18 protein-coding genes and 1 rRNA gene are annotated in these 25,993 nt (G+C 72.6%); 8 read left to right on the forward strand and 11 right to left on the reverse strand.

Annotation, left to right across the window (positions count from 1 at the left end):
• Positions 1 to 42: 42 nt before the first annotated feature.
• From ACFWUQ_RS25450 to ACFWUQ_RS25460, 3 genes are all read right to left on the reverse strand, one after another.
• On the reverse strand, positions 43 to 5,022 hold the full coding sequence (locus ACFWUQ_RS25450; RefSeq protein WP_384542257.1) for an NAD-glutamate dehydrogenase: 4,980 nt from the start codon (positions 5,020 to 5,022) through the stop codon (positions 43 to 45).
• A 353-nt stretch (positions 5,023 to 5,375) separates the two neighbouring features.
• The gene (locus ACFWUQ_RS25455; RefSeq protein ID WP_384542297.1) at positions 5,376 to 6,083 is read right to left on the reverse strand and encodes an HAD family hydrolase; all 708 of its coding nucleotides are present in this window, start codon (positions 6,081 to 6,083) and stop codon (positions 5,376 to 5,378) included.
• A gap of 41 nt (positions 6,084 to 6,124) precedes the next feature.
• On the reverse strand, positions 6,125 to 6,625 hold the full coding sequence (locus ACFWUQ_RS25460; protein WP_384542260.1) for a DUF6912 family protein: 501 nt from the start codon (positions 6,623 to 6,625) through the stop codon (positions 6,125 to 6,127).
• A gap of 319 nt (positions 6,626 to 6,944) precedes the next feature.
• On the opposite strand from ACFWUQ_RS25460, the gene ACFWUQ_RS25465 reads away from it, so the two are divergent.
• Entirely contained in the window at positions 6,945 to 7,391 is a 447-nt protein-coding gene (locus ACFWUQ_RS25465) for an Rv3235 family protein (protein ID WP_384542262.1), read from the forward strand.
• A gap of 280 nt (positions 7,392 to 7,671) precedes the next feature.
• Here the strand turns inward: ACFWUQ_RS25465 and secA are convergent, their stop codons facing one another.
• Positions 7,672 to 10,467, reverse strand: a complete 2,796-nt coding sequence (gene secA, locus ACFWUQ_RS25470) for a preprotein translocase subunit SecA (protein WP_384542265.1) — start codon at positions 10,465 to 10,467, stop codon at positions 7,672 to 7,674.
• A gap of 228 nt (positions 10,468 to 10,695) precedes the next feature.
• Here secA and ACFWUQ_RS25475 point away from each other — a divergent pair, with 228 nt between their 5' ends.
• Together ACFWUQ_RS25475 and ACFWUQ_RS25480 are read left to right on the forward strand one after the other, a co-directional pair.
• Positions 10,696 to 11,286, forward strand: coding sequence for a GNAT family N-acetyltransferase (locus tag ACFWUQ_RS25475; RefSeq protein WP_384542268.1), 591 nt, complete (start codon positions 10,696 to 10,698; stop codon positions 11,284 to 11,286).
• Positions 11,287 to 11,296: 10 nt separating this feature from the next.
• Positions 11,297 to 12,478, forward strand: coding sequence for a winged helix-turn-helix domain-containing protein (locus tag ACFWUQ_RS25480; RefSeq protein WP_384542271.1), 1,182 nt, complete (start codon positions 11,297 to 11,299; stop codon positions 12,476 to 12,478).
• A gap of 56 nt (positions 12,479 to 12,534) precedes the next feature.
• Here the strand turns inward: ACFWUQ_RS25480 and ACFWUQ_RS25485 are convergent, their stop codons facing one another.
• The 6 genes from ACFWUQ_RS25485 to mtrA form a co-directional block, all read right to left on the reverse strand.
• A complete protein-coding gene (locus tag ACFWUQ_RS25485) occupies positions 12,535 to 13,281 on the reverse strand; it encodes a response regulator (RefSeq protein WP_384542274.1) in 747 nt (248 codons plus the stop codon).
• A gap of 192 nt (positions 13,282 to 13,473) precedes the next feature.
• Positions 13,474 to 14,169 carry a ribosome hibernation-promoting factor, HPF/YfiA family gene (hpf, locus tag ACFWUQ_RS25490; protein WP_384542300.1) on the reverse strand — a complete coding sequence of 232 codons (696 nt, stop codon included), beginning with the start codon at positions 14,167 to 14,169 and terminating at the stop codon, positions 13,474 to 13,476.
• Between the two features lie 345 nt (positions 14,170 to 14,514).
• Positions 14,515 to 15,141, reverse strand: a complete 627-nt coding sequence (locus ACFWUQ_RS25495) for a ComF family protein (protein ID WP_384542276.1) — start codon at positions 15,139 to 15,141, stop codon at positions 14,515 to 14,517.
• A gap of 267 nt (positions 15,142 to 15,408) precedes the next feature.
• On the reverse strand, positions 15,409 to 17,322 hold the full coding sequence (locus ACFWUQ_RS25500; RefSeq protein ID WP_384542279.1) for an LpqB family beta-propeller domain-containing protein: 1,914 nt from the start codon (positions 17,320 to 17,322) through the stop codon (positions 15,409 to 15,411).
• On the reverse strand, positions 17,312 to 19,168 hold the full coding sequence (gene mtrB, locus ACFWUQ_RS25505) for an MtrAB system histidine kinase MtrB (RefSeq protein ID WP_384542281.1): 1,857 nt from the start codon (positions 19,166 to 19,168) through the stop codon (positions 17,312 to 17,314). Before mtrB ends, ACFWUQ_RS25500 begins: the two co-directional genes overlap by 11 nt.
• Before the next feature lie 97 nt (positions 19,169 to 19,265).
• Positions 19,266 to 19,955, reverse strand: coding sequence for a two-component system response regulator MtrA (mtrA, locus tag ACFWUQ_RS25510; RefSeq protein ID WP_189747360.1), 690 nt, complete (start codon positions 19,953 to 19,955; stop codon positions 19,266 to 19,268).
• 237 nt (positions 19,956 to 20,192) lie between these two features.
• On the opposite strand from mtrA, the gene ACFWUQ_RS25515 reads away from it, so the two are divergent.
• The 5 genes from ACFWUQ_RS25515 to ACFWUQ_RS25535 are packed head-to-tail and all read left to right on the forward strand — an operon-like array spanning position 20,193 to position 25,737.
• A complete protein-coding gene (locus ACFWUQ_RS25515; protein ID WP_384542284.1) occupies positions 20,193 to 21,494 on the forward strand; it encodes a glycerophosphoryl diester phosphodiesterase membrane domain-containing protein in 1,302 nt (433 codons plus the stop codon).
• A gap of 7 nt (positions 21,495 to 21,501) precedes the next feature.
• Positions 21,502 to 22,182, forward strand: coding sequence for a DUF4129 domain-containing protein (locus ACFWUQ_RS25520; protein WP_384542287.1), 681 nt, complete (start codon positions 21,502 to 21,504; stop codon positions 22,180 to 22,182).
• The gene (locus ACFWUQ_RS25525; RefSeq protein WP_384542290.1) at positions 22,179 to 23,450 is read left to right on the forward strand and encodes a DUF4350 domain-containing protein; all 1,272 of its coding nucleotides are present in this window, start codon (positions 22,179 to 22,181) and stop codon (positions 23,448 to 23,450) included. Before ACFWUQ_RS25520 ends, ACFWUQ_RS25525 begins: the two co-directional genes overlap by 4 nt.
• Positions 23,447 to 24,427: an AAA family ATPase gene (locus tag ACFWUQ_RS25530; RefSeq protein ID WP_384542292.1), complete on the forward strand. Its 981-nt coding sequence runs from the start codon at positions 23,447 to 23,449 to the stop codon at positions 24,425 to 24,427. Before ACFWUQ_RS25525 ends, ACFWUQ_RS25530 begins: the two co-directional genes overlap by 4 nt.
• Positions 24,427 to 25,737: a DUF58 domain-containing protein gene (locus ACFWUQ_RS25535; RefSeq protein WP_384542294.1), complete on the forward strand. Its 1,311-nt coding sequence runs from the start codon at positions 24,427 to 24,429 to the stop codon at positions 25,735 to 25,737. The genes ACFWUQ_RS25530 and ACFWUQ_RS25535 overlap by 1 nt, the downstream gene beginning before the upstream one ends.
• 163 nt (positions 25,738 to 25,900) lie before the next feature.
• Here the strand turns inward: ACFWUQ_RS25535 and rrf are convergent.
• Positions 25,901 to 25,993 (reverse strand): 5S ribosomal RNA (gene rrf / locus ACFWUQ_RS25540); the annotation flags it as partial.

The raw sequence follows: 25,993 nt of genomic DNA on the forward strand, positions 1-25,993 counted from the left end.
CCCGGAACGTGCCGGGGGCCGGGGCCTTCGTCGCCGCGGGGGCTAGCTGTGCGCGCGCAGCAGGCTGCGCATGGTCCGCATCGCCACCGACAGGTTCGCCAGGTCGAAGGCGTCCGAGCCCTGGATCTCGTCCAGGGTCGTCCGCGCCCGGCTGATGATCGCCGCGTTCTTCTCCTCCCAGAGCTTGAAGCGCTCCTCGGGAGTGGCGTCGCCGTTGCCCACGGACAGCACGTCGGCGGTGAGCGCCGCGTGCGCCGCGAACAGGTCCTCGCGGATGGAGGCGCGGGCCATCGACTGCCAGCGGTCGGACCGCGGGAGCTCGATGATCCGGTCCATCAGCTGAGTGATGTCCAGGCGGTCGGCGAGGTCGTAGTACACCTCGGCGACGTCCAGCGGGGCGACCCCGGTGCGGTCGGCGATGGCGACGACGTCCAGCGTCGGGAAGGCGGACGAGAAGCCGGCGACCTTGGCCGCCAGTTCCTCCGGCACGCCCTCGCCGATCAGCTCGTCCATGATCGACCGGTACCACTCCAGGTCCGCGCCGCGCACCAGCTTCGGCACCTGGGCCCAGACCTCGCTGACCCGCCGCGCGAAGAAGTCGATGGTCTCGGTGATCTGGAGGGGCTGCGGCCGGTTGTTCAGCAGCCAGCGCGTGCCGCGTTCGACCAGGCGCCGGGAGTGCAGCCGCACCCGGGTCTGCACATCGGCCGCGACCTCGTTGTCGAGGGCCTCGACCGCGTCCCACACCTCGGCCAGGCCGAAGATCTCGCGGGCCGCGAGCTGCGCCCGCACGATCTCCTCCGTGGAGGCCCCGGTCTCCTCCCGCAGCCGGTGCAGGAAGGTCGAACCACCGGTGTTGACGGTGTCGTTGACCAGGATCGTGGTGATGATCTCGCGGCGCAGCGCGTGCCCGTCGACGGCGTCGGGGAACTTCTCGCCCAGGACGTCCGGGAAGTAGGAGAAGAGCAGGCGGCGCAGGTACGCGTCGTCCGGCAGGCCGGTCGTGATGAGCTCGTCCGCCAACGTGATCTTGGTGTAGGCGAACAGGACGGCCAGCTCCGGCTGGGTCAGGCCCTTGCCGCCGTTCAGCAGCTCGCGGATCTGCCGGTCGGTCGGCAGGAACTCCAGCTGCCGGTCGAGGAGCCCGGCACGTTCCAGGCGGCGCATGAAGCGCTGCTGGGCGTGCAGGAGGCTGGGGGCCTGCGCCGCGCCGTTGGCCAGGGCGATGTTCTGCGCGTAGTTGTTGCGCAGCACCAGGCTGCCGACCTCGTCGGTCATCTGCGCGAGCAGCTTGTTGCGCTGCTTGACGGTCATGTCGCCCTCGGTGACGAGCGCGTTGAGCAGGATCTTAATGTTCACCTCGTGGTCGGAGGTGTCCACGCCGGCGCTGTTGTCGATGGCGTCGGTGTTGATCCTGCCGCCCTCGCCGCCGGCACCGGACCGGGCGAACTCGATCCGGCCCAGCTGGGTCAGACCCAGGTTGCCGCCCTCGCCGATGACCTTGGCCCGCACGTCGGAGCCGTTGACGCGGATGGCGTCGTTGGCCTTGTCGCCGACGTCCGCGTGCGTCTCGGCCGTCGCCTTGACGTACGTACCGATGCCGCCGTTCCACAGCAGGTCCACCGGCGCCCGCAGGATCGACTGCATCAGCTCGGCGGGGGTCATCTTGGTGACGCCCGCCTCGATGCCGAGGGCCGCGCGCATCTGCGCGGTGACCGGAACGGCCTTGGCGGTGCGCGGGTGGACGCCTCCGCCCGCCGAGATCAGCGAGGTGTCGTAGTCGGCCCACGAGGAGCGCGGCAGCTCGAAGAGGCGCCGGCGCTCCGCGTAGGAGGTCGCCGCGTCCGGGTCCGGGTCGATGAAGATGTGCCGGTGGTCGAAGGCGGCCACGAGGCGGATGTGCTCGGACAGCAGCATGCCGTTGCCGAAGACGTCGCCGGACATGTCGCCGACGCCGACGACGGTGAAGTCCTGGCTCTGCGTGTCGTGGCCGAGCTCGCGGAAGTGCCGCTTGACGGACTCCCACGCGCCGCGGGCGGTGATGCCCATGCCCTTGTGGTCGTAGCCGGCCGAGCCGCCGGAGGCGAAGGCGTCGCCGAGCCAGAAGCCGTAGGCCTGCGCCACCCCGTTGGCGATGTCGGAGAAGGTGGCGGTGCCCTTGTCGGCGGCGACGACGAGGTAGGTGTCGTCCTCGTCGTGGCGGACCACCCCGCGCGGCGGCACGACCTCGCCGCCGACCATGTTGTCGGTGATGTCGAGCAGCGCCGAGATGAAGACCTTGTACGAGGCGATGCCCTCGGCGAGCCAGGCGTCCCGGTCCACCGACGGGTCGGGGAGGTTCTTCGCGACGAAGCCGCCCTTGGCGCCGACCGGCACGATGACGGTGTTCTTCACCATCTGCGCCTTGACCAGCCCGAGGATCTCCGTACGGAAGTCCTCGCGCCGGTCGGACCAGCGCAGACCGCCGCGGGCGACCTTGCCGAAGCGCAGGTGGACGCCCTCGACGCGCGGCGAGTACACCCAGATCTCGAAGGCCGGGCGCGGGGCCGGCAGTTCCGGGATGGCCTGCGGGTCGAACTTCATCGAGACGTAGGCGTGCTGCTCCCCGGCCGAGTTCAGCTGGAAGAAGTTGGTGCGCAGCGTCGCCTTGATGAGGGTGAGGAAGGCCCGCAGGATCCGGTCCTCGTCGAGCGAGGCGACCTGGTCCAGGGCCCCGTCCAGCTCCTCCAGCATGGCGTCGACGAGCTCGCTGCCGGCGGTCTGCCGGGCGGGCGACATCCGGGCCTCGAAGAGCGAGATCAGCAGCCGGGTGGTGTGGACGTTGTTGCGGAGGGTGTCCTCCATGTAGTCCTGGCTGAAGGTGGAGCCGGCCTGGCGCAGGTACTTGGCGTACGCGCGCAGGACGACGGCCTGCCGCCAGGTCAGCCCGGCGCTGAGCACCAGGGTGTTGAAGTTGTCGTTCTCCGCGTCGCCCTGCCAGACCGCGGCGAAGGCGTCCTGGAAGCGCTCGCGGGCGTCGTCGCCGAGGTAGTGGGACGCCGCCGAGGCGTCACCGCCGGAGGGGACGGGCATCCGCAGGCCGAAGTCGTAGATCCAGGCGCTGACCCGGTCCGCGCGGCGCAGCTCGTACGGGCGCTCGTCGGTGACCTCGACGCCCAGGCGCTGGAGGACGGGCAGCACCGCGGAGAGCGACACCTGGTCGCCGGTCCGGTAGATCTTGAAGCGGCGTTCGCCGGGGCCCGCGCCGACGGGCTCGTACAGCGACAGGGCGAACTCGCGGTCGCTGGCGGAGAGGCGCTCCAGGTGGCAGAGGTCGGCGACGGCCGCACGCGGCGAGTGGTCGGCCTTGTAGCCCTCGGGGAAGGAGGTTCCGTAGCGGCGCAGCAGCTCGGCGGCGCGCTCCTCGCCGAGCTCGGCGACCAGCGCCTCTCCGAAGCCGTCGGCCCACGAGCGGGCGGCCTCGACGAGGCGGCCCTCGATGCGCTCGACGTCCCCGTCGGTCAGGACGGGCAGTTCCCGGCCCTGCGGGACGCGGACGACGAAGTGGATGCGGGAGAGGATCGACTCGGTGTTCCAGGCGGTGAAGTCGACGCTGGTCCCGTCGAGCTCCTCCTTCAGGATGTCCATCAGGCGCAGCCGGACGCCGGTGGTGAACCGGTCGCGCGGCAGGTAGACGAGCGCCGAGTAGTAGCGGCCGTACTCGTCCTGGCGCAGGTACAGCCGCAGCCGGCGGCGTTCCTGGAGGTAGAGCACCGAGGTGACGATGGACTGGAGCTGGTCGACGGGCGTCTGGAACAGCTCGTCGCGCGGGTAGGTCTCCAGGATCTGCAGCAGGTCGCGGCCGTCGTGGCTGGACGGAGCGAAGCCGGCGCGCTCCAGGACCTCGGCGACCTTGCGGCGGACGACCGGGACGCGGCGCACGGACTCGGTGTACGCGGCGGAGGAGAACAGGCCGAGGAAGCGGCGCTCGCCGATGACGTTGCCGTCGGCGTCGAACTTCTTCACGCCCACGTAGTCGAGGTACGAGGGGCGGTGCACGGTGGAGCGGCTGTTGGCCTTGGTCAGCACCAGCAGGCGGTGCTCGCGGGCCTTCGCGCGGGCGTCGGCCGGCAGCCGGTTGAAGGACGGCGAGACCGGGTGGCCGTCGTCCTTGCCGCTGTGGTGCGGGTCCGAGCGCAGGATGCCGAGGCCGGTGCCGGGCACGGCGGCCAGCGCGTCCCCGTCGACGAGGTTGTACTCGCGGTAGCCGAGGAAGGTGAAGTGGTCGTCGGCCAGCCAGCGCAGCAGCTCGCCGGCCTCTTCGAGCTCGTACTCGCGCAGGTCGGGGGCGGACGGCTCGGTGGACAGGCCCTCGGCGATGCGCAGCGCCGCGTCGCGCATCTTCTCCCAGTCCTCGACGGACTCGCGGACGTCCGACAGGACGCGCAGCAGATCGACGGTGATCTGCTTGAGGTCGGCGCGGTCGGTCTCGCGGTCGATCTCGACGTGGATCCACGATTCCACCAGGGAGTCGTGGGGGCGCGAGGTACGGGGGCCGTGCGCGTCGCAGTCCGGGCCGAGGATCTCGATCAGCTTGCCGGTGACGTCCCGGCGCACGACGACCTGCGGGTGGATCACGACGTGGATGCCGCGGCCCTGCCGGGACAGCTCGTTGGTCACCGAGTCCACGAGGAACGGCATGTCGTCGGTGACGACCTCGACGACGGAGTGGCTGGAGGTCCAGCCGTTCTCCTCCACCGTGGGCGTGTGCACGCGGACGCTCGCGGTCCCCTGGGGGCGGTTCTCCGCGAGGCGGTAGTGCGAGAGCGCCCCGCCGAACACGTCGACCGGGTCCCGGTCGAGGAGGTCCTCGGGGGCGGTGTGCAGGTAGTAGCGCTGGAGGTACGCGAGCACGGTGTCCTGGTCAGGACGCGCTCCCCGCTCGGACCCAGACGGAAGTAGCCCCCCGGCCGGGCTGTTCTCAGCTACGCGGGCCGCCCGTGCGAGCAGCTCGGCCTTTGCTTCGTCCAGCTTGGTCTGCATGTCCTCTGGCTCCTGTCGCGCGCCATTGCGTGACGTAGGTGAAGGAAGGAATGACATAGCACCGCGAGGCGGGGTGTCCGTTCGGGATCGACGCTATGTCGTCGAGAGAGCCGACCGGGAGGGAATCAGCCATGATCATCAGGTCCCGGTGGCGGGGATCAGCGACGGCCCGGGCACGGTCGTGCGCCGGGCGCAGGCCGGGGGCTTCGGCGCCCCCGAGGGCTATCGCGCTGATCACGGGTACAAGGCTATCTCGCCTGCCCCCCACCCCGTCACGGTCCGGATCTGTACAAAAGTGGGTGCACAACTTTGACGATGTGCGCAGTGACGCGGCTCGCGCCTCGTGCCAGTACCTATTCGGCCAGCTCGCGAGCAGTGCGTACGGCGTCGGCCAGCGTGTCGACGACGGGCACTCCGGCCGATTCCAGACTGCTGCGGCTGTGCGAACCACCCGTGTAGAGGACGGCGCGCGCGCCGACGTGCCGCGCGGCCGAGGCATCGTCGACGGCGTCTCCGATCAGGACCGTACGGGCGGCCGTCACGCCCGTCTCCTCCAGGGCCGCCAAATGGCGTACGAGATGTCCTGCCTTGCTGGTGTGCGAGGGGCCGGTGCGCCCGTCGACACGCAGGAAGTGGCCGTCGATCCCGTGCGACCGCACCAGCGGCACGAGCCTGTCGTGGGGCGCCAGGGACAGCAGGGACTGGGTGAGCCCGTCGCGCTGCCAGTCCCGCAGCAGCTCGCGGACCCCTTCGGCGAGCCCGGCGTTCTCGGCGGCGGCCCAGTAGTGGCGGTGGAAGGCCTCGTCCATGACGGCCCACTCGGCTTCCGTGGGCAGCCGGCCCATGAGGCGCTCGTAGAACTTGGGCACCGGTACGACGTACAGGTCACGATAGGTGGCCAGGGTGATCGGCGGCAGCCCGAGTTCGGCGAAGGAGCCGTTCGTGGCGGTGATCACGGCGTCGATGTCGTGCAGCAGTGTGCCATTCCAGTCCCAGACGATGTGCGTCGTGGAGGTGGAGGAGGCGGAGGAGGCTGGGGAGGCCGCAAGGGCGGCGGTAATCGCGGTGGCGGTCGTGGAGGGGGTCGACCCGGTCGTGTCCTTCACTTGAGCAGCCCCGGAATCTCCTGCACCCCGAACCACAGCAGCTCGTGGTCCTCGGCGCCGTCGACGACGAGCCGGGCGTCGCCGTCGCCGCCGTCGGCGGCCGGGAGCGCGGCCGCGGCGGCCGCGACATCCGCCTCGGCGTCGTCCGCGTCCACGTGCACGGCGGCGGCCACGGTCAGCCGTACCGCCTCGGGCAGGGCCACCCGGCCGAGGGCGTCCTCCTCGGTGCCGGGGGCCGCGGCGGCGGCGCGGTCGGCGACGTCCACGGCGACAACGACGCGGCGCGGGGGAGCCGTCGGGTCGGCCGCGACCAGGCGCAAGGAGGCCGCCGCGGCGCGGCCCAGGGCCGCGTACTCCAGCTCCTCGATGTCGTCCGACACGTACCACTCGCGGAGCTCGGGGGTGACCGCGTAGGCGCGCAGGGGGGCGGGGCCCAGCTCACCCGCCGCGTGCGCCTCGGCGAGCCCGGGGAGGGTCAGGGGGACGTAGACGCGCATGGCCGGCCGCTTTCGGTAGTCGGAATCGTCCTCAGGATACGACTGCCGCCCGGCGGGATCACGGGGGTACGGCAGAGTGACGGCCCGCGTCCCCCATCGGGCTGCCGGGGTACGGCGGCCCCCCGTCCACCCGCGTACCCCGCCGGCGGGCGCCGCGGGCCGGGGGCGGCGCGGCCGCCACTCGGATAGGTGAACCCGGGCGGCAGCCGGGGCGGCCGCCGCGGACGGTTGCGGAGCGTGTCCGGGCCCCCGTAGAAGATCCCCATCAAGTTACCGCCCGGTACCGCTCCGGGCCCGGACTGTTCGGGGGCAGATCGCGATGGACACCACGACGCGGGGCACGATCGGCGGCGACGGGAGCCGCCGCCGGGTGACGGGACCGGGCCGGGGCCGCCCGGCGGGGCGCCGCGACCCGCGCCGGCCGGGCGGGCCGCCGCGCGCGGTACGGCTCGGCCCGCACCACTGGTTCGCCGACCGGCTGCTGGCGGTGGTCAGCGGCCGCCGCCCGGTCCACTCCCTGTTGGGCCACACCGTCGGCGCCGCGTACCAGCAGCTGGTCACCCTGGCTCCGGCCGACCCGGGCGGCGACCGGCTCAGCCCGGTCGTCCGCCAGTGCGGCCGCTTCACACCGCGCCCGGGCGTCATCGAGGCCTTCGCCCGTATCGCCACCGGCGACCGCCTCACGGCGATGGCCTTCCGCCTGGAACAGGGCCCGGACCTCCGCTGGCGCTGCGCCGCCATCGAACTCCAGGGCCCCCTCCCCTAACCACCTTGACCCCCGGGCCGGGACGGGCGCTGTATACAGCCCCGCCGGCGTTTGAGGCGCGGGTCCGGGGCGGCACCCCAACCCTCAGCCCCGCCGGCGTTTGAGGCGCGGGGTCCGGGGCGGAGCCCCGCGGTGCCGCCGCACCGGGCACGCCCCCACCGGCACCGCCCCCGAAACCCGCCACCCCCGCCGGCCAGGCGAACGGCCGGGGCCGGACACCCCTCGGTGCCCGACCCCGGCCGCTGAACCCCGCCCCCGCGCAGCAAACGCCGCGCAACGGCTACTTCTTGCGCCGCCGCCCGCCGGAAGCCTTCTGCGCCTTGCGCCGCTCGGCCCGCGTCAGCCCGTCCCCACCGGAGGAGTCGCTCTCGAAGTCGCCCTCGATGACACCGCCCTCGCCGTCGACCGTCGGCGCCGAGAAGTGCAGCCGGTCCGGACGCTGCGGAGCGTCCAGCCCCTTCGCCCGGATCTCCGGGCGGGCCGGGGCCCCGGACGGCTCCTTCGTCAGCGACGGCGCGTCCTGCACCAGCACCTCCTCGACCTGCTGCTCGACCTGGACCTCCAGGTTGAACAGGTAGCCGACGGACTCCTCCTTGATGCCGTCCTGCATGGCGTTGAACATGTCGAAGCCCTCGCGCTGGTACTCGACCAGCGGGTCCTTCTGGGCCATCGCCCGCAGGCCGATGCCCTCCTGCAGGTAGTCCATCTCGTACAGGTGCTCACGCCACTTGCGGTCCAGCACGGACAGCACCACGCGCCGCTCCAGCTCGCGCATGATGTCCGAGCCCAGCGCCTTCTCGCGCGCCTCGTACTGCTCGTGGATGTCGTCCTTGACGGACTCGGCGATGAACTCGGCGGTGATGCCCGCGCGGTCGCCCGCGGCCTCCTCCAGCTCCTCCACCGTGACCTTGATCGGGTAGAGCTGCTTGAAGGCGCCCCACAGCCGGTCCAGGTCCCACTCCTCGGCGAAGCCCTCGACCGTCTCGGCCGCGATGTACGCGTCGATCGTGTCGTCCATCATGAAGCGGACCTGCTCCTGGAGGTCCTCGCCCTCCAGGACGCGGCGGCGCTCGCGGTAGATGACCTCGCGCTGGCTGTTGAGGACCTCGTCGTACTTCAGGACGTTCTTGCGCGTCTCGAAGTTCTGGGTCTCGACCTGCGACTGGGCGGACGCGATCGCGCGCGTCACCATCTTGTTCTCGATCGGCACGTCGTCCGGCACGTTCGCCATCGCCATGACGCGCTCGACCATCTGCGCCTTGAACAGGCGCATGAGGTCGTCGCCCAGCGACAGGTAGAAGCGGGACTCGCCCGGGTCCCCCTGGCGGCCGGAGCGGCCGCGCAGCTGGTTGTCGATACGGCGCGACTCGTGGCGCTCGGTGCCGAGCACGTACAGGCCGCCGAGTTCCTTGACCTCTTCGAACTCGGCCTTGACGGCCGCCTCGGCCCGGGTGAGCGCCTCGGGCAGGGCGTGCGCCCACTCCTCGATGTGCTCCTCCGGGTCCAGGCCGCGCTGGCGCAGCTCGGCCTCGGCCAGGTCGTCCGGGTTGCCGCCGAGCTTGATGTCGGTACCGCGGCCGGCCATGTTGGTGGCGACGGTGACGGCGCCCCGGCGGCCGGCCTGGGCGACGATCGTCGCCTCGCGGTCGTGCTGCTTGGCGTTCAGCACCTCGTGCGGGATGCCCCGCTTGGAGAGCTGCTGGGAGAGGTACTCGGACTTCTCGACCGACGTCGTACCGACGAGGATCGGCTGGCCCTTCTCGTGCTTCTCCGCGATGTCGTCGACGACGGCGGCGAACTTCGCGACCTCGGTCCGGTAGATCAGGTCCGGCTGGTCCTTGCGGACCATGTCGCGGTTGGTCGGGATCGGGACGACGCCGAGCTTGTAGATCTGGTGGAACTCGGCGGCCTCGGTCATGGCCGTACCGGTCATGCCCGACAGCTTCGAGTACAGGCGGAAGAAGTTCTGCAGGGTGATCGTGGCGAGCGTCTGGTTCTCGTCCTTGATGTCCACCCCTTCCTTCGCCTCGATCGCCTGGTGCATGCCCTCGTTGTAGCGGCGGCCGGCGAGGATGCGGCCGGTGTGCTCGTCGACGATCATGACTTCGCCGTCGATGACGACGTAGTCCTTGTCGTTCTTGAAGAGCTCCTTGGCCTTGATCGCGTTGTTCAGGTAGCCGACGAGCGGGGTGTTCACCGACTCGTAGAGGTTCTCGATGCCGAGCCAGTCCTCGACCTTCGCGACACCCGACTCGTGGATGGCGACGGTGCGCTTCTTCTCGTCGACCTCGTAGTCGCCGGTCTCCTCGATGCCCTTGAGCGGCTGGCCGGCCTCGCCCTTGGTCAGGCGGGTGACCAGCTTCGCGAAGTCGCCGTACCACTTGGTGGCCTGGTCGGCCGGACCGGAGATGATCAGCGGCGTACGGGCCTCGTCGACCAGGATCGAGTCGACCTCGTCGACCACGGCGAAGTTGTGGCCGCGCTGGACGAGCTCGTCCTGGGACCAGGCCATGTTGTCGCGCAGGTAGTCGAAACCGAACTCGTTGTTCGTGCCGTACGTGATGTCGCAGTTGTACTGCTCGCGGCGCTGCGCCGGCGACATGTTCGCCAGGATGCAGCCGACCTCCAGGCCGAGGAACTTGTGCACCCGGCCCATCAGCTCGGAGTCGCGCTCGGCGAGGTAGTCGTTCACCGTGATCAGGTGGACGCCCTTGCCGGACAGCGCGTTCAGGTAGGCCGGGAGGGTGCCGACGAGGGTCTTGCCCTCACCGGTCTTCATCTCGGCGACGTAGCCGAGGTGCAGCGCGGCGCCGCCCATCATCTGGACGTCGTAGTGCCGCTGGCCGAGGACCCGCTTCGCGGCCTCGCGGACGGTCGCGAAGGCCTCGGGCAGCAGGTCGTCCAGGCTCTCGCCGTCCTGGAACCGCTGCTTGTACTCGTCCGTGAGCGCACGCAACTCGGCGTCGGAGAGGTTGACGAAGTCCTCTTCGATGGAGTTGACCTGGTCCGCGATGCGGTGCAGTTTGCGCAGGATCTTGCCTTCGCCTGCACGCATGAGCTTGTTGAAGACGGACACCGAGGTTTGTCTCCTTGCCGGTCGGGCCTGAGCACTGTACGTACACGGGCACGGCAGGTGGGCCCCACCGCAACGGCCATCGTAAGCGAGGACGTGGTCGCGTCGGGAGGTCCGCCGTAGCCGCGCGGGCACGGGTGCCCGGATTGAGAACGTACGGGGGGACCCGAAGGTGCCGCTGTCGCCGAAATCCGCTCGCGGCCGACCGCCGCGCGGCAGGAGAATCCGTCCATGGAACCCACCACGCTGAGCACGGAACGACTGGAACTGCGGCCCTTCATACCCGCGGACGAGGACGAGGTGTACGCGGCCTGCCAGGACCCCGACGTCCAGCGCTGGACCATGGTCCCCTCCCCGTACGAGCGCGCGCACGCCCGCGCCTTCGTCGGCGAGCTGGTCCCCGCCGGCTGGCGCGACGACGCCGCCTACTCCTTCGCCGTCCGGCTCGGCTCCGGCGGCCCGCTGGTCGCGGCCGTCGGCGTCCACGTGCACGAGGCCTTCGGGACGAACTCGTACGAGATCGGCTACTGGGCGGCCAAGGAGCACCGCGGGCAGGGCTTCATGACCGAAGCCGTGATCGCCGCCGCCCGCTGGGCCTTCACCGAGCTGGGCGCCGTCCGCCTGGAGTGGCGCGCCGAGGTCGGCAACGCCGGTTCGCGGGCCGTCGCCGAGAAGGCCGGCTTCCGCGTGGAGGGCCTGATGCGGGCGGCCCTGCACCGCGGCGACAGCGTCCGCGACTGCTGGGTCGGCGCCCTGCTCCCCTCGGACCTCGGCCTGCCGGGCGCGCTCCCGTACCTGCCCGCTGTCAGTGGCGGCGCTTAGGCTGCGCGGCATGACCTTGCTCTCCCTCTCGGCTGACGAGGCACGCCGGATCGCCCTGCGCGCGCAGGGCTTCCTCGGCGCGCCCGACCGGCGCGGCGGCGTACGCGGCGTCCTGCGCCACCTGGGCGCCGTACAGCTGGACACGATCTCGGTCCTGGCCCGCTCGCACGAGCTGGTCCCGTACGCACGCCTCGGCGCGGTGGGCCGGGACACCGTGGAGAAGGCGTACTGGTCCGACCGCCACGCCTTCGAGTACTGGTCGCACGCGGCCTGCATCCTGCCCATCGAGGAATGGCCGCATTTCGCCTTCCGCCGCCGGGCCAACCGGGTGCGCGGCCACCGCTGGCACATCCTGGCGGACAAGGACCGCTCGACCCGGGCGGTCCTGGACCGCCTGCGCGCCGACGGCCCGCTGACCTCCACCGAGCTGGGCGGCGCCAAGAACGGCGGCGAGTGGTTCGAGTGGTCCGAGACGAAGATCGCCGTCGAGTGGCTGCTCGACACCGGCGAGGTGGTGTGCGCCGAGCGCCGCGGCTGGAAGCGCGTCTACGACCTGCCCGAGCGCGCCGTCCCCGACGCGCTGCTCCACGACGACCTGGACGATCGCGAGTGCCTGCGCCGCCTCGTCGCGCTGGCGGGGCAGTCCCTGGGCGTCGGCACCCGCGCCGACATCGCCGACTACCACCGCCTCAAGGGCGAGCAGGTCGACTCGGTGGTCGCGGCCTCCGGGCTGGTCCCGGTCATGGTCGCCGGCTGGGGCCGGGACGGGGGCGCGGCCGCCGCGTGGGCGGACCCGGCGGCGCTCGCGACGGCCCCGCGCGGCCGGCACCGCACGACGCTGCTGTCCCCGTTCGACTCCCTGGTGTGGGACCGCCCGCGGACGGAGCGCATCTTCGGCTTCACCCACCGCCTGGAGGCGTACGTCCCCCGACCGAAGCGGATACACGGGTACTTCGCCATGCCGCTGCTGGCCGGCGGCCGACTCCAGGGGCGGGTAGACCCGGGCCGCGAGGGGCGCGTCCTGGTGGCCCGCCAGCTCTCGCTGGAGACCCCGGGGGCCGCGGGGGCCATGGCCGACGCCCTGTGGGAGGCGGCCCGTTGGGTGGGCTGCGAGGAGGTGCGGGTCGACCGCGCGGCCTCGGCCGCGCAGGCGGAGGCCGTCACGGCGGAGCTCCGCGCCCGGCACCCGTAGCGGGACGCCGACGGGGGGCAGCGCCGGCGGGGGGGCGGCGCTCGCGGCGCGCGTCCTCAGCGGATTTCGAGGATCTTCTCCCGCATCGCGTAGACCACGGCCTCCATCCGGGAGTGCAGCTGCAGCTTCTCCAGGATGTTGCGGACGTGGTTCTTCACGGTGTTCTCGGAGATGTACAACTCCTTGGCGATGTCCCGGTTGTTCATACCGGTGGCCACCAGTTTCAGGACCTCCAGCTCGCGGTCCGTCAGGCGGGGCGCCGGCACCAGTCGGCGTTCGTCCGTGCGCTGGATCATCGACTTGAACTCGGTGAGCAGCTTCGACGCCATCGACGGGCTGATCTGGGACTGGCCGTCCGCGACCGCCCGGATCGCCGTGGCCACCTCGTCCGTGGAGATCTCCTTCAGGAGGTACCCGGTCGCGCCCGCCTTGATCGCGTCGTAGAGGTCCGCCTCCTCGTCGCTGATCGTCAGCATGATGATCTTGGCGGAGGGTGCCACCTCCTTGATGGACGTGCACGCCTCGATCCCGCCGCGCCGGGGCATGCGCACGTCCATCAGCACGATGTCGGGCAGCAGGTCGGCCGCCTTGTCCACGGCCTCCGCTCCGTCGCCCGCCTCCCCGACGACCTGGATGTCCTCCTCCTGCGCGAGCACGATCTCCAGCCCCCGCCGGAACAGGGCGTGGTCGTCGACGACCAGCACCCGGATGGGCTCCCCGGCCGCGTCCGCCCCGGTCGGCCGGTCCGCCTCCCGACAGCCCGCGCCGTCGTCACCTCGCACCGGCCCGAAGCTGTCCGCCATCGTTCCTCCCCCTGCATGTACCGAGCTGCTGGGTCAATGCGGGGGACATTCCCGCCCGTTGACTGCCCGCCATGATTCCACGACCCGCGGCGCCGCGCGGGAGGTCTCGGCGGCCCTCTGGCGCATACCCGTCACACGGGCGCCCCCGCGGGCCCGACACAGGTCCCGCGGGGGCGATCAATGAACGGGTAATCAGCCGCCCAGCGCTCCGCCGGCGCCCGCGCCGGACTCGTCCGAGCTGGAGGCACCGTCGGGATTCAGGTGGATGATGCCGTAGTCGTAGGCGTGGCGCCGGTAGACGACGCTGGGCATCTTGCTGTCGGAGTCGACGAACAGGTAGAAGTCGTGGCCGACCAGTTCCATCTCGTAGAGGGCCTGGTCGAGCGACATGGGCGAAGCCGAGTGCGTCTTCTCGCGGACGATGAGCGGGCCTTCGCCCTGCACTTCCAGCGACCCGATCCGGGTGGTCGGGACCGCGTCCGCCTTCTCCTCCGAGACCGGCTCCCCATTGGCGTTCAGAGTCGCGGCGTCCGGTACGACGTCGGCGACCTCGGCCGCCGGGATGCGTCCGCTGCCGCGGCGGGTGTGGCGCTTGTCGTGCTGCTTGCGCAGCCGGGCCTCCAGCTTGTCCTGAGCCAGGTCCAGGGCCGCGTACGGGTCGGCGGCGGCCGCCTCCGCCCGGATCACCGGGCCACGTGATCGCAGGGTGATCTCCACGCGGTCGGAACGGTCGGCCTGCCGCGGGTTGTGCTCCTTGGACACCTCGACGTCCAAGCTGATCACCTTGGCGTCGAGCCTCTGGATCCGCTCCGGATTCAGCTTCTCGGCCACGTGCTTGCGGAACCGGTCGGGCACCTCGGTCTTGCGGCCCTTGACGACGATGTCCACGCAGAACTCCGTTCCCGGATAGCTCCGCCTCATGGGGCGAAGCGTCTCCCTTTCGCACCAGACTCCGGTGAACACCGGAGCCTCGGACTTGGCGACTTTCACCTCCTCCTCCCCCATCGGCAAGATCTACACCCCACCGACTTCGGAGTCGAGAGACAGCCTCCTGTCACGAAGAATTCCGAAACGTGCGATCCGATGCGTGTGGCCCAAGGCTCGCCAGTTCCTCACAACCGAACATATCTCTCTATGGCGGTTGTCGGCACCCGCTACCGGAACGTACCTCCGTTCAGGTGACTGCTCCCTCTTACTACCTGCAACGTTGCGCCTTCCCATCCGGTTCCAAATCTATTCGCGGGAATTTCGGACCGCTCGGCCCGCGCACCCGGTCGGGCGGAAGGCCAAGGCGGGCGCGGCGACCACCGCCGCCCCCGGCGCGACCCCCTCCACCAGCCCCGCGGCGCGCAGCGCCCGGGCCGCCTCGGCGAGCGTCGCACCGGTGGTGACCACGTCGTCGACGAGTACGATGCGGGCCCCGCGCGTCAGCCGCGCCGCCTCCCGGTTCACCCCCAGGGCCCCCGCCAGGTTCTCCCGCCGCTCCCGGGCCCCCAGGTCCGCCTGGTCCGCCACCGCCCGCCGCAGCCGCAGTACGGGGGCCACCCGGGCGGGCACACCGGCCCCGCGCAGCCGCCGCGCCGCGGCGAGGGCGATCCTGCGCGCCGGGTCGTGGCCGCGCTCGCGGACCCGCCGCCGGGCCGAGGGGACGGGCACCAGGACCACCTCCGCCGACAGCCCCCGCGAGGCCGACTCCCCCGGACCGCACGACACCGCCGAGCCGCCCCACTCCCCCGGACCGCACACGAGCCCCGGACCGCACGCGAGCCCCGCCCCGACGGCGGCCGCCAGGGCGCCGCCGAGGACCCCCGCCAGCGGCAGCGCCCCGCGTTCCTTGTGCGCCAGCAGGACCGCGCGCACGCCCCCCTGGTACGCGGCCGCCGCATGCACCACAGGCAGCCCCGCGGGCCCCGGAGACGGCCGTACACACCCCGAGGCGGCCCCGCTCAGCGCACGGCGGCAGTCCGCGCACACCAGGATCCGGGCGGCCCCGCAGCCGGCGCAGTCGACCGGCAGGACCAGCCCGGCGAGCTCCCGCCACCACCACCCCCGCATCCGCCCAGCCTGCCGGGCCCCCGACCGCCCCCGCCAGCCCTGTGGACAACGGCCGCGGCACCGGCGCGCGGATCAGCCCGGGTACGCCGGCGCCCTGCCGCCCGCCGCCGCCGCGCGCCACTGCGCCCCCGGCGGCAGCCAGACGATCCCGTCGTCCAGCGTGTGCGCCAGCACCGGCTTCGGCTTCGCCTCGTCCTCCGTGGCCGCCACGGCCACCGAGGTGAGCCCGGTGGCACCGGGCAGGCTCGCCGCGACCATCGAGCCGTCCGCCAGCATGTAGCGGGCCTGCATGACCCCGCCGCTCTCGCGGCCCACCACCAGCAGCCGCCCGCGCGGCGCCCAGCTCATCGCCGTCACGTCCGCCATCTGCGGTGCGGCCGGACGCAGCTCGCGCACCGTCACCGCCGAGGAGTCGCCCTTGCCGTCCGGCCGTTCGATCCGTCCGACGAACAGCTCCTTGCGGCCGCCGCCCCGCTCCAGGAGCAGCGCGACGCGCACCCCGTCGGACGAGGCCTTGAGCGAGGTGATCTGCCGGCCGTCCAGCCCGGCCACCTCGACCTTCTCCGGGGTCCCGGTGCCGCCCGGCACCCGCCACAGTCCGGGGCCCTGCGGATCCTGGTCCGCGATCCACAGGTCGCCGGCCGCGTCCCAGCTCGGCGCGGTCAGCTGCTTGGGGCGCCCGGCCTTGCCGACCGGCACCGGCTGCGGCATGGCGCCGGCCCCGACCAGCGAGACGACGTACAGGCCGTGCCGGTCCTCCGAGACCACCGCCGCGCGCCGCTCGTCGTACGACACCGCGGTCGAGCCGACCTTGAACTGGGCGGCCCCCGCCAGCGGGCCCGGCACCTGCTCGGGCCGGTACTGCTGCTCCTCACTGGCGACGTCGAGCTTGATCCGGACCATCCGGCTGTCCTTGTCGACGTAGTACTGGAAGTCCGGGGTGCGGGGCCGGTTGGCGATCGCCGCCGCCGCGATCTCGGACACCGCGCACAGCGAGGACTTGCCGTCGGAGCGCAGCAGTTCGACCCGGTCGAGCCGGGAGGCCGTCAGATCCTTGACGGTGTAGAGGAGTTGAGTCGCCATCTTCTGGCACTGCGGCTGCGCGACGTTGGCCGCCTTGTCGTTGAGGGGCACGCGCAGCGTGTTCTCCCCGTCGTACGACAGGGACTTGGTGCCCTCGCGCAGCTCCGTACCGGTCGGGAAGCTGGACTCCACGACGGGGCCGAGCCACTTGGACGGGCCGGCGAGCAGCGACTGCACGGTCTGCGTCGTCGGGTCCATCCGCGAGTCCGGATCGCTGCGCTGGCGCACGTAGACGGGATCGGCGACGAGCGTCCCGCCCGCGAAGTAGTACTTGTTGACCGGCATGTAGATGCGCTGGAAATCGGATTCGCTGAGCACGAGGTGGGTGGGCGGGGTCGAGATCCGCCACTGCTTGTCCTCCTGGGTGAGCTGGAGGAACTCCTCGTACTGGCCGCCGCTCTCGGGCTGGTAGGCGCTGCGCTCGTCCACGGTGGCGAGCTTGGCGCCGGTCACCTTGAAGCGGGGGCCCGCCGGGTCCTTGCCGCCCACCGAGAACCGGTCCAGCCCCGCGGAGAGCACGGTGACGGCGGAGCCGGGCTTCCAGTTCTTCGCCGCTTCCTCGGTGAGGTACTTGCGCGCGGTCTCCAGCTGCGGGTCGTCGCTGGTCATGGCTTCGAGGAAGCCGTCGACGATCTCGGCGGCGCTGGCCTTGTCCGCGGGGGGCACCCCGAACACCCGCACCTGGGAGTCGACGCCCTGCGAGGCCTCCACCGGGCGGATGTCGCCGTGGTCGGGCATGGACGCGCAGCCGGCCAGCAGCACCCCGGCCGCGCCCACCGCGCCGACCCGTACGAGACGCACCCGCACGAGGCCGGCCCGCTCGGCGCCCGCCCGTACGAGGCCCGCCCGGACGAGGCCCGCCCGTACGAAGGCGCCCCGTCGGCCCATGGGCTCAGACTCCATCGGTTCGATCCTCCTGTGGTGCCTGCTCGGCCGGTCTCGCCACGACCCGCGCGCCGCTGCCCGGCAGCGCCGTCGGGTCGGCGGGTACGGTCGTCTGCCCGGCGACGGGCGGCCGGGGCGGTATCGGCGACCGGTCGCCGTCCGACTGCGGCCGCGAGCCCGTACCGCCCGCGGCCGCGGCGGCGGCCTCGGCGGCGGCGCGCGCCCGGTTGGCGCGGGAGTCCTCGGGCTCCAGCGGGATCGGCGATCCGCGCAGCGGCTCGTCGGCGGTGCGCGGCAGGGTCAGCCGGAACTGCGAGCCGCCGCCCGGCTCGCCCCACGCCTGCAGCCAGCCGCCGTGCAGCCGGGCGTCCTCGACGGCGATGGACAGGCCGAGGCCCGTCCCGCCCGTGGTGCGGGCCCGCGCCGGATCGGCCCGCCAGAACCGGTTGAAGACCCGGGTGGCCTCGCCGGGCTTGAGGCCGACGCCGTAGTCCCGTACGGCCACGGCCACGGCCCCGCCCGCGGACGCGAGCCGGACCACCACGTCGCGCCCCTCGCCGTGCTCCACGGCGTTGACGACCAGGTTGCGCAGCACCCGCTCCACGCGCCGGGCGTCGGCCTCCGCGATGACGGGCTGGGTGTCGCCGAGCACCCGGATCCGGGTGCCCTTGTGCTCCGCGAGGGGCTCGGCCCCGTCGATGACGCGGCGTACGACGTTCCGCAGGTCGATGGGCTCCGCCTCCAGGGCGGCGGCGCCCGCGTCGAACCGGCTGATCTCCAGCAGGTCGGCGAGCAGCGACTCGAAGCGGTCCAGCTGCCCGGCGAGGAGCTCCGCGGAGCGCGCGGTGACCGGGTCGAAGTCGACCCGGGCGTCGTGGATGACATCGGCGGCCATCCGCACCGTCGTCAGCGGGGTGCGCAGCTCGTGGGAGACGTCCGAGACGAACCTGCGCTGCATCCGCGACAGCTCCTCCAACTGCTGGATCTTCTGCTGGAGGTTCTGGGCCATCTTGTTGAAGGCTTCGCCCAGACGGGCGATGTCGTCCTCGCCGGTGACCTTCATCCGCTCCTGGAGCCGTCCGGCCGACAGCCGCTCTGCGATCCCGGCGGCCATCCGCACCGGAGTGACGATCTGCCGCACGACCATCCAGGCGATGGCGCTCAGCAGGGCGACCACGAACAGCCCGGCGGTGGCGATGGTGCTCTTGACCAGGTTGAGGGACTCCTCCTCCTGCGTCAGGGGGAAGAGGTAGTACAGGTCGTACGGGTCGCCGTTGATGTCCGTCAGCCGCTTGCCGACGACCAGCGCGGGCTCGGGCGCCTTCTGCCCGGACCCGGCGGTGTACTTGATCTCGGAGAACGTCTTGAAAGCGCCGGTGGCGTGGTTGACGGCCCGGCGCAGCGCGAGCGGGACACTCGCGGTGGGGTCCACGTTCCCGGAGGCCCGGGCTCCCTTGACGCCCTGGCCGCCGGGGGCCTGCTCCCCGGTGCCGGCGCCGAGCGCGACGACCTCGAAGGCCGTCTGGCCACCACTGGCCAACTGCTTGACCAGGGAGTTCATCCAGGTACTGGCGTCCCGCCCGACCTTGTTGTCGGTGGCGTCGGGCCCGTCCACCGTGGCGGGGGCGTTGGCCTTCTCCTGTGCGACCGCGAAGCCGCCCGCGGCCTGGCTCTGCGCGGCCTCCTCCTTTGCGTCGAGGAGCCCCTTGCTGACCTGGGCGATCACGACGAAGCCCAGGGCGAGCACCACGGCCAGCGACATCAGCAGCGTCGCGGTGACCACCCGGAGCTGGATGTTGCGCCGCCACAGCCGGACAGCCGGAAGCAGCGGCCGGCGCAAGAGGCGCACGAACAGCCGCAGCACGGGGCCGCCCGGCGCTCCCTCCGCGACCTGGCGGAGCGCCCGGCCTCCCCGCAGCGCTCCCCAGCGGGAACCGCCCCGGGGACTGCCGGCCGTCACGTCAGCTCGGCCCTGCCTTGTAGCCGACACCGCGCACCGTCACGACGATCTCGGGGCGCTCCGGATCCTTCTCGACCTTGGAGCGCAGCCGCTGTACGTGCACGTTGACCAGGCGGGTGTCCGCCGCGTGCCGGTAGCCCCACACCTGCTCCAGCAGCACCTCGCGGGTGAACACCTGCCAGGGCTTGCGCGCCAGCGCGACCAGCAGGTCGAACTCAAGCGGGGTCAGCGCGATGGAGGCGCCGTCCCGCTTGACCGAGTGCCCGGCCACGTCGATGACCAGGTCACCGATGGCCAGCTGCTCAGGCGCGGGCTCCTCCGAGCGGCGCAGGCGGGCCCTGATACGGGCCACCAGCTCCTTCGGCTTGAACGGCTTGACGATGTAGTCGTCGGCCCCGGACTCCAGGCCCACGACGACGTCCACGGTGTCGCTCTTGGCGGTGAGCATGACGATCGGCACGCCGGACTCGGCCCGGATCAGCCTGCACACCTCGATGCCGTCCCGTCCGGGCAGCATCAGGTCGAGGAGCACCAGGTCCGGCTTCGCCTCCCGGAAGGCAGCAAGTGCCTTGTCACCGTCCGCAACGAACGACGGCTCAAAACCTTCTCCCCGCAGCACAATGCCGAGCATCTCGGCCAGCGCGGTGTCGTCGTCGACGACAAGGACGCGTCCCTTCATGGTTGACATCATCCCATTAGCTAATCGTTACCCGGCGGTGAGCTGTCCCACAGCCAAAAGGGCTGGAAATCGCCCCTCGGACCTGCGTGCGGAACAGGTCGACCAGTCTGCCCCGGATCCGGGCGACAATTGAAGGTACGGGCTGACCGGTATCCGGGGGGACGGCTGGTCCGTTCGGTGGCCCCACGTGGCACGATGGCAGCGATCAGCGCCCCCCGCCCCGCAGCAGGTGCACGTGAAGGAGTGACGATGACCGACTCTCCGGGCTGGGCTACGCCCGGATCCGAACCGTCCGACGGCGACCGGTCGGGGGCCCCCGCCGACAGGCCGGGCCCCGCCGCCCAGCCGCCCGCGCCGCCGGTCCAGCCCGCCCAGCCGCCCGCGCAGCCCGCCGCCGGCCCGAAGTGGTCCGCCGAGCAGCCGCCCCCGGGCCAGTGGTCCAGCCCGGCCCCCGGCCAGCAGGCCCCGCCGCAGCAGCCCCCGCAGGGCGCCGGCTGGGGAGCGGACCGCCCCCAGCCGGGCGGCCCGTACGGAGGCCAGTACGGGCCCCCGCAGCAGGGCGGCCCGTACGGCTACCCGGGCGGCCCCGGCCCGTGGGGCAAGCCCCCCGCCGCGAAGCCCGGCGTGATCCCGCTGCGGCCCCTGGGCCTCGGCGAGATCCTCGACGGGGCGGTGGCCACCATGCGCACCCACTGGCGCTCGGTACTGCCCATCACCCTGGTCGTGGCCACGGTCGTGCAGGTCATCAGCCTCTTCGCGACGAAGTTCATGATGGACGACCTGATCATCACGGCTGACGCGGACATGACCCCCGCCGACGCCATCAACGCGCTGGGCACCACCCTGTCCGTCACGGTGGTCACCCAGTTCCTCCAGTACCTCGGCACGATCGTGGTCACGGCGATGCTGACGATGATCTTCAGCCGCGCGATCCTCGGCCAGAACTCCTCGATCTCGGACGCCTGGCGCGACTCCCGCGCCCAGCTCCTGCGCCTCATCGGCCTGACCGCACTCCTCGGCGGCGGCCTCATCGTGCTCGCCATCGTCCTGATGCTGCCCGCGATCCTCAGCGAGAGCATCGGCCTGATCTTCCTCGGCCTGCTGCTCTGGGTCGTGCTCGCCGCCTGGCTCGGCACCCTGTTCAGCCTGGCCTCGCCCGCCCTGATGCTGGAGAAGAGCGGCGTCTTCAAGGCGTTCAGCCGCTCCGCGAAGCTCGTCAAGGGCTCCTGGTGGCGCATCTTCGGCATCACGGTCCTGACCGCGATCATGGCCGCCATCATCTCGGCGATCATCTACTACCCGCTGTCGCTCATCGGGCTCTTCGGCTTCGGCGGCGGCCTCGACGCCCTCCAGGACGGCACCGCCACCACCGCGTGGGGCACGCTGATCTTCTCCGCGATCGGCCTGATCATCGCGCAGACCATCGTCACGCCGTTCCAGTCCGGCGTCACCGTCCTCCTCTACGTCGACCAGCGCATCCGCCGCGAGGCCCTCGACCTGGAGCTCGCCCGGGCGGCCGGCGTCGAGAACTACGGCACGACCGGAGGCTGAGGCACCGATGATGAGTACGGGGGGCCTCATCAACCGCGCCGCCGCGCTCCTGCCCGGCGCGGAGACACCACCGGTGACCACACCGCGCGGACCCGCCCGGGAGGCGGCCGAACGCGAACTGTCCGAGCCGGCGTACCACGAGAACGACCCCAGCCTGCTGGACCGCGCCCTGCGCGAACTCCTCACCTGGCTCGACGAGCTCCTCCGGTCCGCCTCCGGGGTCACTCCCGGAGGCGGCTTCGGCCTGCTGACCGTGATCGTCCTGGTCGTCCTCGTCGCCGCCCTCCTGTGGTGGCGGCTCGGCTCCCCCCGCCGGACGGCCACCAGCACCGGCACGCTCTTCGACGACGGCCCGCGCAGCGCCGCCGACCACCGCGCCGCCGCGGACGCCCACGCGGCCGCCGCCCGCTGGACCGAGGCCGTCCAGGAACGCATGCGCGCCGTCGTCCGCTCCCTGGAGGAGCGCACCCTGCTCGACCCCCGCCCGGGCCGCACCGCCGACGAGGCGGCCGCCGAGGCCTCGGTGTCCCTTCCGGACCACGCGGCCGAACTCCGCGCCGCGGCCCGCGCCTTCGACGACGTCACCTACGGCGGCCGCACCGCCGACGCCGACACCTACGCCCGCCTGCGCACCCTCGACCTCACCCTGGACCGCGCCAAGCCGCTCCTGACGGGACCCAGCGCATGACCGGCCCCACCCCGCCGGCCCCCGGCCCCTTCGACACGTCCCCCACCGCGCCCGCCGCGCCGGCGCCCGCACCGGCCGCCGCGGAACCGCCCGCGCCCGCACCGCGCCCCCGCCGCGCCCCCGCACTGCGCCGGGCACGGACCGTCCTCGTCCTCACCGCCCTGCTCGTCGCCGGCGGCGTCGCCATGGCCGTGCTGAACTCCGGCACCCGCCACGGATACCTCGACCCGCGCTCCGCCGACCCCTTCGGCAGCCGGGCCGTCGCCGAACTCCTCAAGGAGCGGGGCGTCACCACCCGCGTCGTCACCACCGCCCGCGAGGCCGCGGCCGCCGCCGGCCCCGGCACCACCCTCCTGGTCACCGACCCCGACCGCCTCGGCGCCACCCAGCAGCGCGCCGTCCGTACGGCCGCCGACCTCTCCGGCGGCCGCACCGTCCTGCTCGCCCCCGGCGGCCCCAGCCTCCCCGGCCTGGCCCCCGACGTGCACACCCAGGGCACGGCCCACACCGACGTCCTGTCCCCGGACTGCGCCCTGCCCGCCGCCACCTCGGCGGGCCGCGCCGGCACCGGAACGGGCCCCCGCTACACCACCACCCGCACCGCGGCCACCGCCTGCTACCCCAGCGACGGCCGGCCCACCCTCCTGGTCCTGCCCTCCGGCACCACCGGCGGCGACACCGTCGTCCTCGGAGCCGAGTCGATCCTGCTCAACGAGAACCTCGCGGACGAGGGCAACGCCTCGCTCGCCCTCCAACTCCTCGGCTCCCGACCGGACCTCGTCTGGTACATGCCCTCCCTGGCCGACTCGGAGCCCGGGACCGCGCCCGGCGAGGAGAAGAGCCTCCTCGACCTCATCCCGGCCGGCTGGTCGTGGGCCCTGCTCCAGCTCCTCGTCGCCGCCGTACTCGCCGCCCTCTGGCGCGCCCGCCGACTCGGCCCCCTCGTCACCGAGAAGCTGCCCGTCGTCATCCGCGCCTCCGAGGCCACCGAGGGCCGCGCCCGCCTCTACCGCAAGGCCGGAGCCCGCGACCGCGCCGCCACCGTGCTCCGCGCCGCCGCCCGCGAACGCCTGGCCGCACTGGTCGGCGTACCGCACGCCCGCGCCCACGACCCGCACGCCCTCGTACCGGCCGTCTCCGCCCGCCTCACCGACGGGACCCGGGACGCCCACACCCTCCTCTTCGGCACCACGCCCCCGGACGACGCGGCACTCGTCGCGCTCGCCGACCACCTCGACGCCCTCGAAAGAGAGGTCCGTACGTCATGACGTACCCGGCCACCGAATCCGCCACCGCGGACAGCGCCCGCGCTTCCCTCGAAGCGCTCCGCACCGAGATCGGCAAGGCCGTGGTCGGCCAGGACTCCGCCGTCACCGGTCTCGTCGTCGCCCTCCTGTGCCGGGGCCACGTCCTGCTCGAAGGCGTCCCCGGCGTCGCCAAGACCCTCCTGGTGCGCGCCCTCGCCGCCTCCCTCGAACTCGACACCAAGCGCGTCCAGTTCACCCCGGACCTGATGCCGAGCGATGTCACCGGCTCGCTCGTCCACGACGCCCGCACCGCCGAGTTCTCCTTCCAGAGCGGCCCGGTCTTCACCAACCTCCTCCTCGCGGACGAGATCAACCGGACGCCCCCCAAGACCCAGTCCTCCCTCCTCGAAGCCATGGAGGAGCGCCAGGTCACCGTCGACGGCACCCCGCGCCCCCTCCCGGAGCCCTTCCTCGTCGCGGCCACCATGAACCCGGTGGAGTACGAGGGCACGTACCCGCTGCCGGAAGCCCAGCTGGACCGCTTCCTCCTCAAGCTCACCGTGCCCCTGCCCTCCCGCGAGGACGAGATCGGTGTCCTGACCCGCCACGCCGCCGGATTCAACCCCCGTGACCTGCACGCCGCGGGCATCCGCCCCGTCGCCGGCCCGGCCCAGCTCGACGCGGCCCGCGAGGCCGTCGCCAAGGTGTCCGTCTCCCCGGAGATCGCCGGCTACGTCGTCGACGTCTGCCGCGCCACCCGCGAGTCCCCGTCCTTCACCCTCGGCGTCTCTCCCCGCGGCGCGACCGCCCTGCTGGCCACCTCCCGCGCCTGGGCCTGGCTGACCGGCCGCGACTACGTCACCCCCGACGACGTCAAGGCCCTGGCCCTGCCGACGCTGCGCCACCGCGTCCAACTGCGCCCGGAAGCCGAGATGGAGGGAGTCACCGCCGACGCCGTCATCACCGCGATCCTCTCCCACGTCCCCGTCCCGCGCTGATGGCCCTCACCGGACGCGCCGCCCTGCTGGCAGCCCTCGGCAGCATCCCCGTCGGCCTCCTCGAACCGAGCTGGACGGGCCTGCTCGCCGTCAACGGCACGCTCGCACTGGCCTGCGCGGTCGACTGCGCCCTCGCCGCGCCCGTCCGCACCCTGCGGCTCGCCCGCGCCGGCGACACCTCCGTCCGCCTCGGCGAAGCGGCCGACGTCCACCTCACCGTGACCAATCCGAGCGGCCGCACGCTGCGCGCCCGGGTCCGCGACGCGTGGCCCCCGAGCAGCTGGCCGCCCGGCACGGACACCGTGGCCTCCCGCCACCGGCTGACCGTCCCGCCGGGAGAGCGCCGCCGCCTGACCACCCGCCTGCTGCCGGTGCGCCGCGGCGACCGCACGGCCGACCGCGTCACGATCCGCTCGTACGGCCCCCTGGGACTGCTCACCCGCCAGGGCTCCCACCCGGCACCGTGGACGGTACGCGTCCTGCCGCCGTTCACCAGCCGCAAGCACCTGCCGTCCCGGCTGGCCCGACTGCGCGAGCTGGACGGCCGTACGAGCCTCCTGACCCGCGGCGAGGGCACCGAGTTCGACAGCCTGCGCGACTACGTACCCGGCGACGACACCCGCTCCATCGACTGGCGCGCCACGGCCCGCCGGCAGAAGATGGCCGTCCGCACCTGGCGGCCCGAACGCGACCGGCACATCCTGATCTGCCTGGACACCGGCCGGACCTCGGCGGGCCGGGTCGGCGACGCCCCCCGTCTGGACTCCGCCATGGACGCGGCCCTGCTCCTGGCCGCTCTGGCCACCCGCGCCGGCGACCGGGTGGACCTCCTGGCCCACGACCGGCGCCCCCGCGCCCTGGTCCAGGGCCGTTCCGCGGCCGACACGCTCCCGGCCTTCGTCAACGCGATGGCCGCGCTCGAACCGGAACTGGTCGAGACGGACTCCCGCACCCTGGTCTCCACCGTCCTGCGCAGCGCGCCGCGCCGCTCCCTGGTGGTCCTCCTGACAAGCCTGGACGCCGCCCCGATCGAGGAGGGCCTGCTGCCGGTGCTGCCGCGCCTCACGCAGCGCCACACCGTCCTGCTGGCCTCGGTGGCCGACCCGCACGTCGCGGACATGGCCGAGGCCCGGGGTGACGTGGACGCCGTCTACGAGGCCGCGGCGGGCGCCCAGTCGCAGGCCCAGCGCCGTCGCACGGCCGACCAGCTGACCCGCCACGGCGTGCACGTCGTCGACGCGACCCCGGACACCCTGGCCCCGGCCCTGGCGGACGCCTACCTGGCCCTCAAGGCCGCCGGCCGCCTCTGACTCCTCATGGATCCGCTCGTGGAACCGGATCGTGGAATCGCTCGTGAATCCGCCGTCCCGCTCGACGGGACGGCGGATTGCGCGTTCCACATCTGGCCGGGAACGCAGAAAAGCCCCGCACCGAACCCGGAACGGGTTGGTGCGGGGCATTCCCACAATGATTGTTCGGCGGCGTCCTACTCTCCCACAGGGTCCCCCCTGCAGTACCATCGGCGCTGAAAGGCTTAGCTTCCGGGTTCGAAATGTAACCGGGCGT

It is taken from the genome of Streptomyces sp. NPDC058662 (assembly GCF_042716255.1).
In the GTDB taxonomy this organism is placed as follows: domain Bacteria; phylum Actinomycetota; class Actinomycetes; order Streptomycetales; family Streptomycetaceae; genus Streptomyces.

Excerpts from the sequence above, each read along its gene's own strand:
- ACFWUQ_RS25450 (WP_384542257.1), bottom strand. The coding sequence starts at position 5,022 with ATGCAGACCAAGCTGGACGAAGCAAAGGCCGAGCTGCTCGCACGGGCG.
- ACFWUQ_RS25460 (WP_384542260.1), bottom strand. The coding sequence starts at position 6,625 with ATGCGCGTCTACGTCCCCCTGACCCTCCCCGGGCTCGCCGAGGCGCAC.
- ACFWUQ_RS25465 (WP_384542262.1), top strand. The coding sequence starts at position 6,945 with ATGGACACCACGACGCGGGGCACGATCGGCGGCGACGGGAGCCGCCGC.
- ACFWUQ_RS25475 (WP_384542268.1), top strand. The coding sequence starts at position 10,696 with ATGGAACCCACCACGCTGAGCACGGAACGACTGGAACTGCGGCCCTTC.
- ACFWUQ_RS25480 (WP_384542271.1), top strand. The coding sequence starts at position 11,297 with ATGACCTTGCTCTCCCTCTCGGCTGACGAGGCACGCCGGATCGCCCTG.
- ACFWUQ_RS25485 (WP_384542274.1), bottom strand. The coding sequence starts at position 13,281 with ATGGCGGACAGCTTCGGGCCGGTGCGAGGTGACGACGGCGCGGGCTGT.
- ACFWUQ_RS25500 (WP_384542279.1), bottom strand. The coding sequence starts at position 17,322 with ATGGAGTCTGAGCCCATGGGCCGACGGGGCGCCTTCGTACGGGCGGGC.
- mtrA (WP_189747360.1), bottom strand. The coding sequence starts at position 19,955 with ATGATGTCAACCATGAAGGGACGCGTCCTTGTCGTCGACGACGACACC.
- ACFWUQ_RS25515 (WP_384542284.1), top strand. The coding sequence starts at position 20,193 with ATGACCGACTCTCCGGGCTGGGCTACGCCCGGATCCGAACCGTCCGAC.
- ACFWUQ_RS25520 (WP_384542287.1), top strand. The coding sequence starts at position 21,502 with ATGATGAGTACGGGGGGCCTCATCAACCGCGCCGCCGCGCTCCTGCCC.
- ACFWUQ_RS25525 (WP_384542290.1), top strand. The coding sequence starts at position 22,179 with ATGACCGGCCCCACCCCGCCGGCCCCCGGCCCCTTCGACACGTCCCCC.
- ACFWUQ_RS25530 (WP_384542292.1), top strand. The coding sequence starts at position 23,447 with ATGACGTACCCGGCCACCGAATCCGCCACCGCGGACAGCGCCCGCGCT.
- ACFWUQ_RS25535 (WP_384542294.1), top strand. The coding sequence starts at position 24,427 with ATGGCCCTCACCGGACGCGCCGCCCTGCTGGCAGCCCTCGGCAGCATC.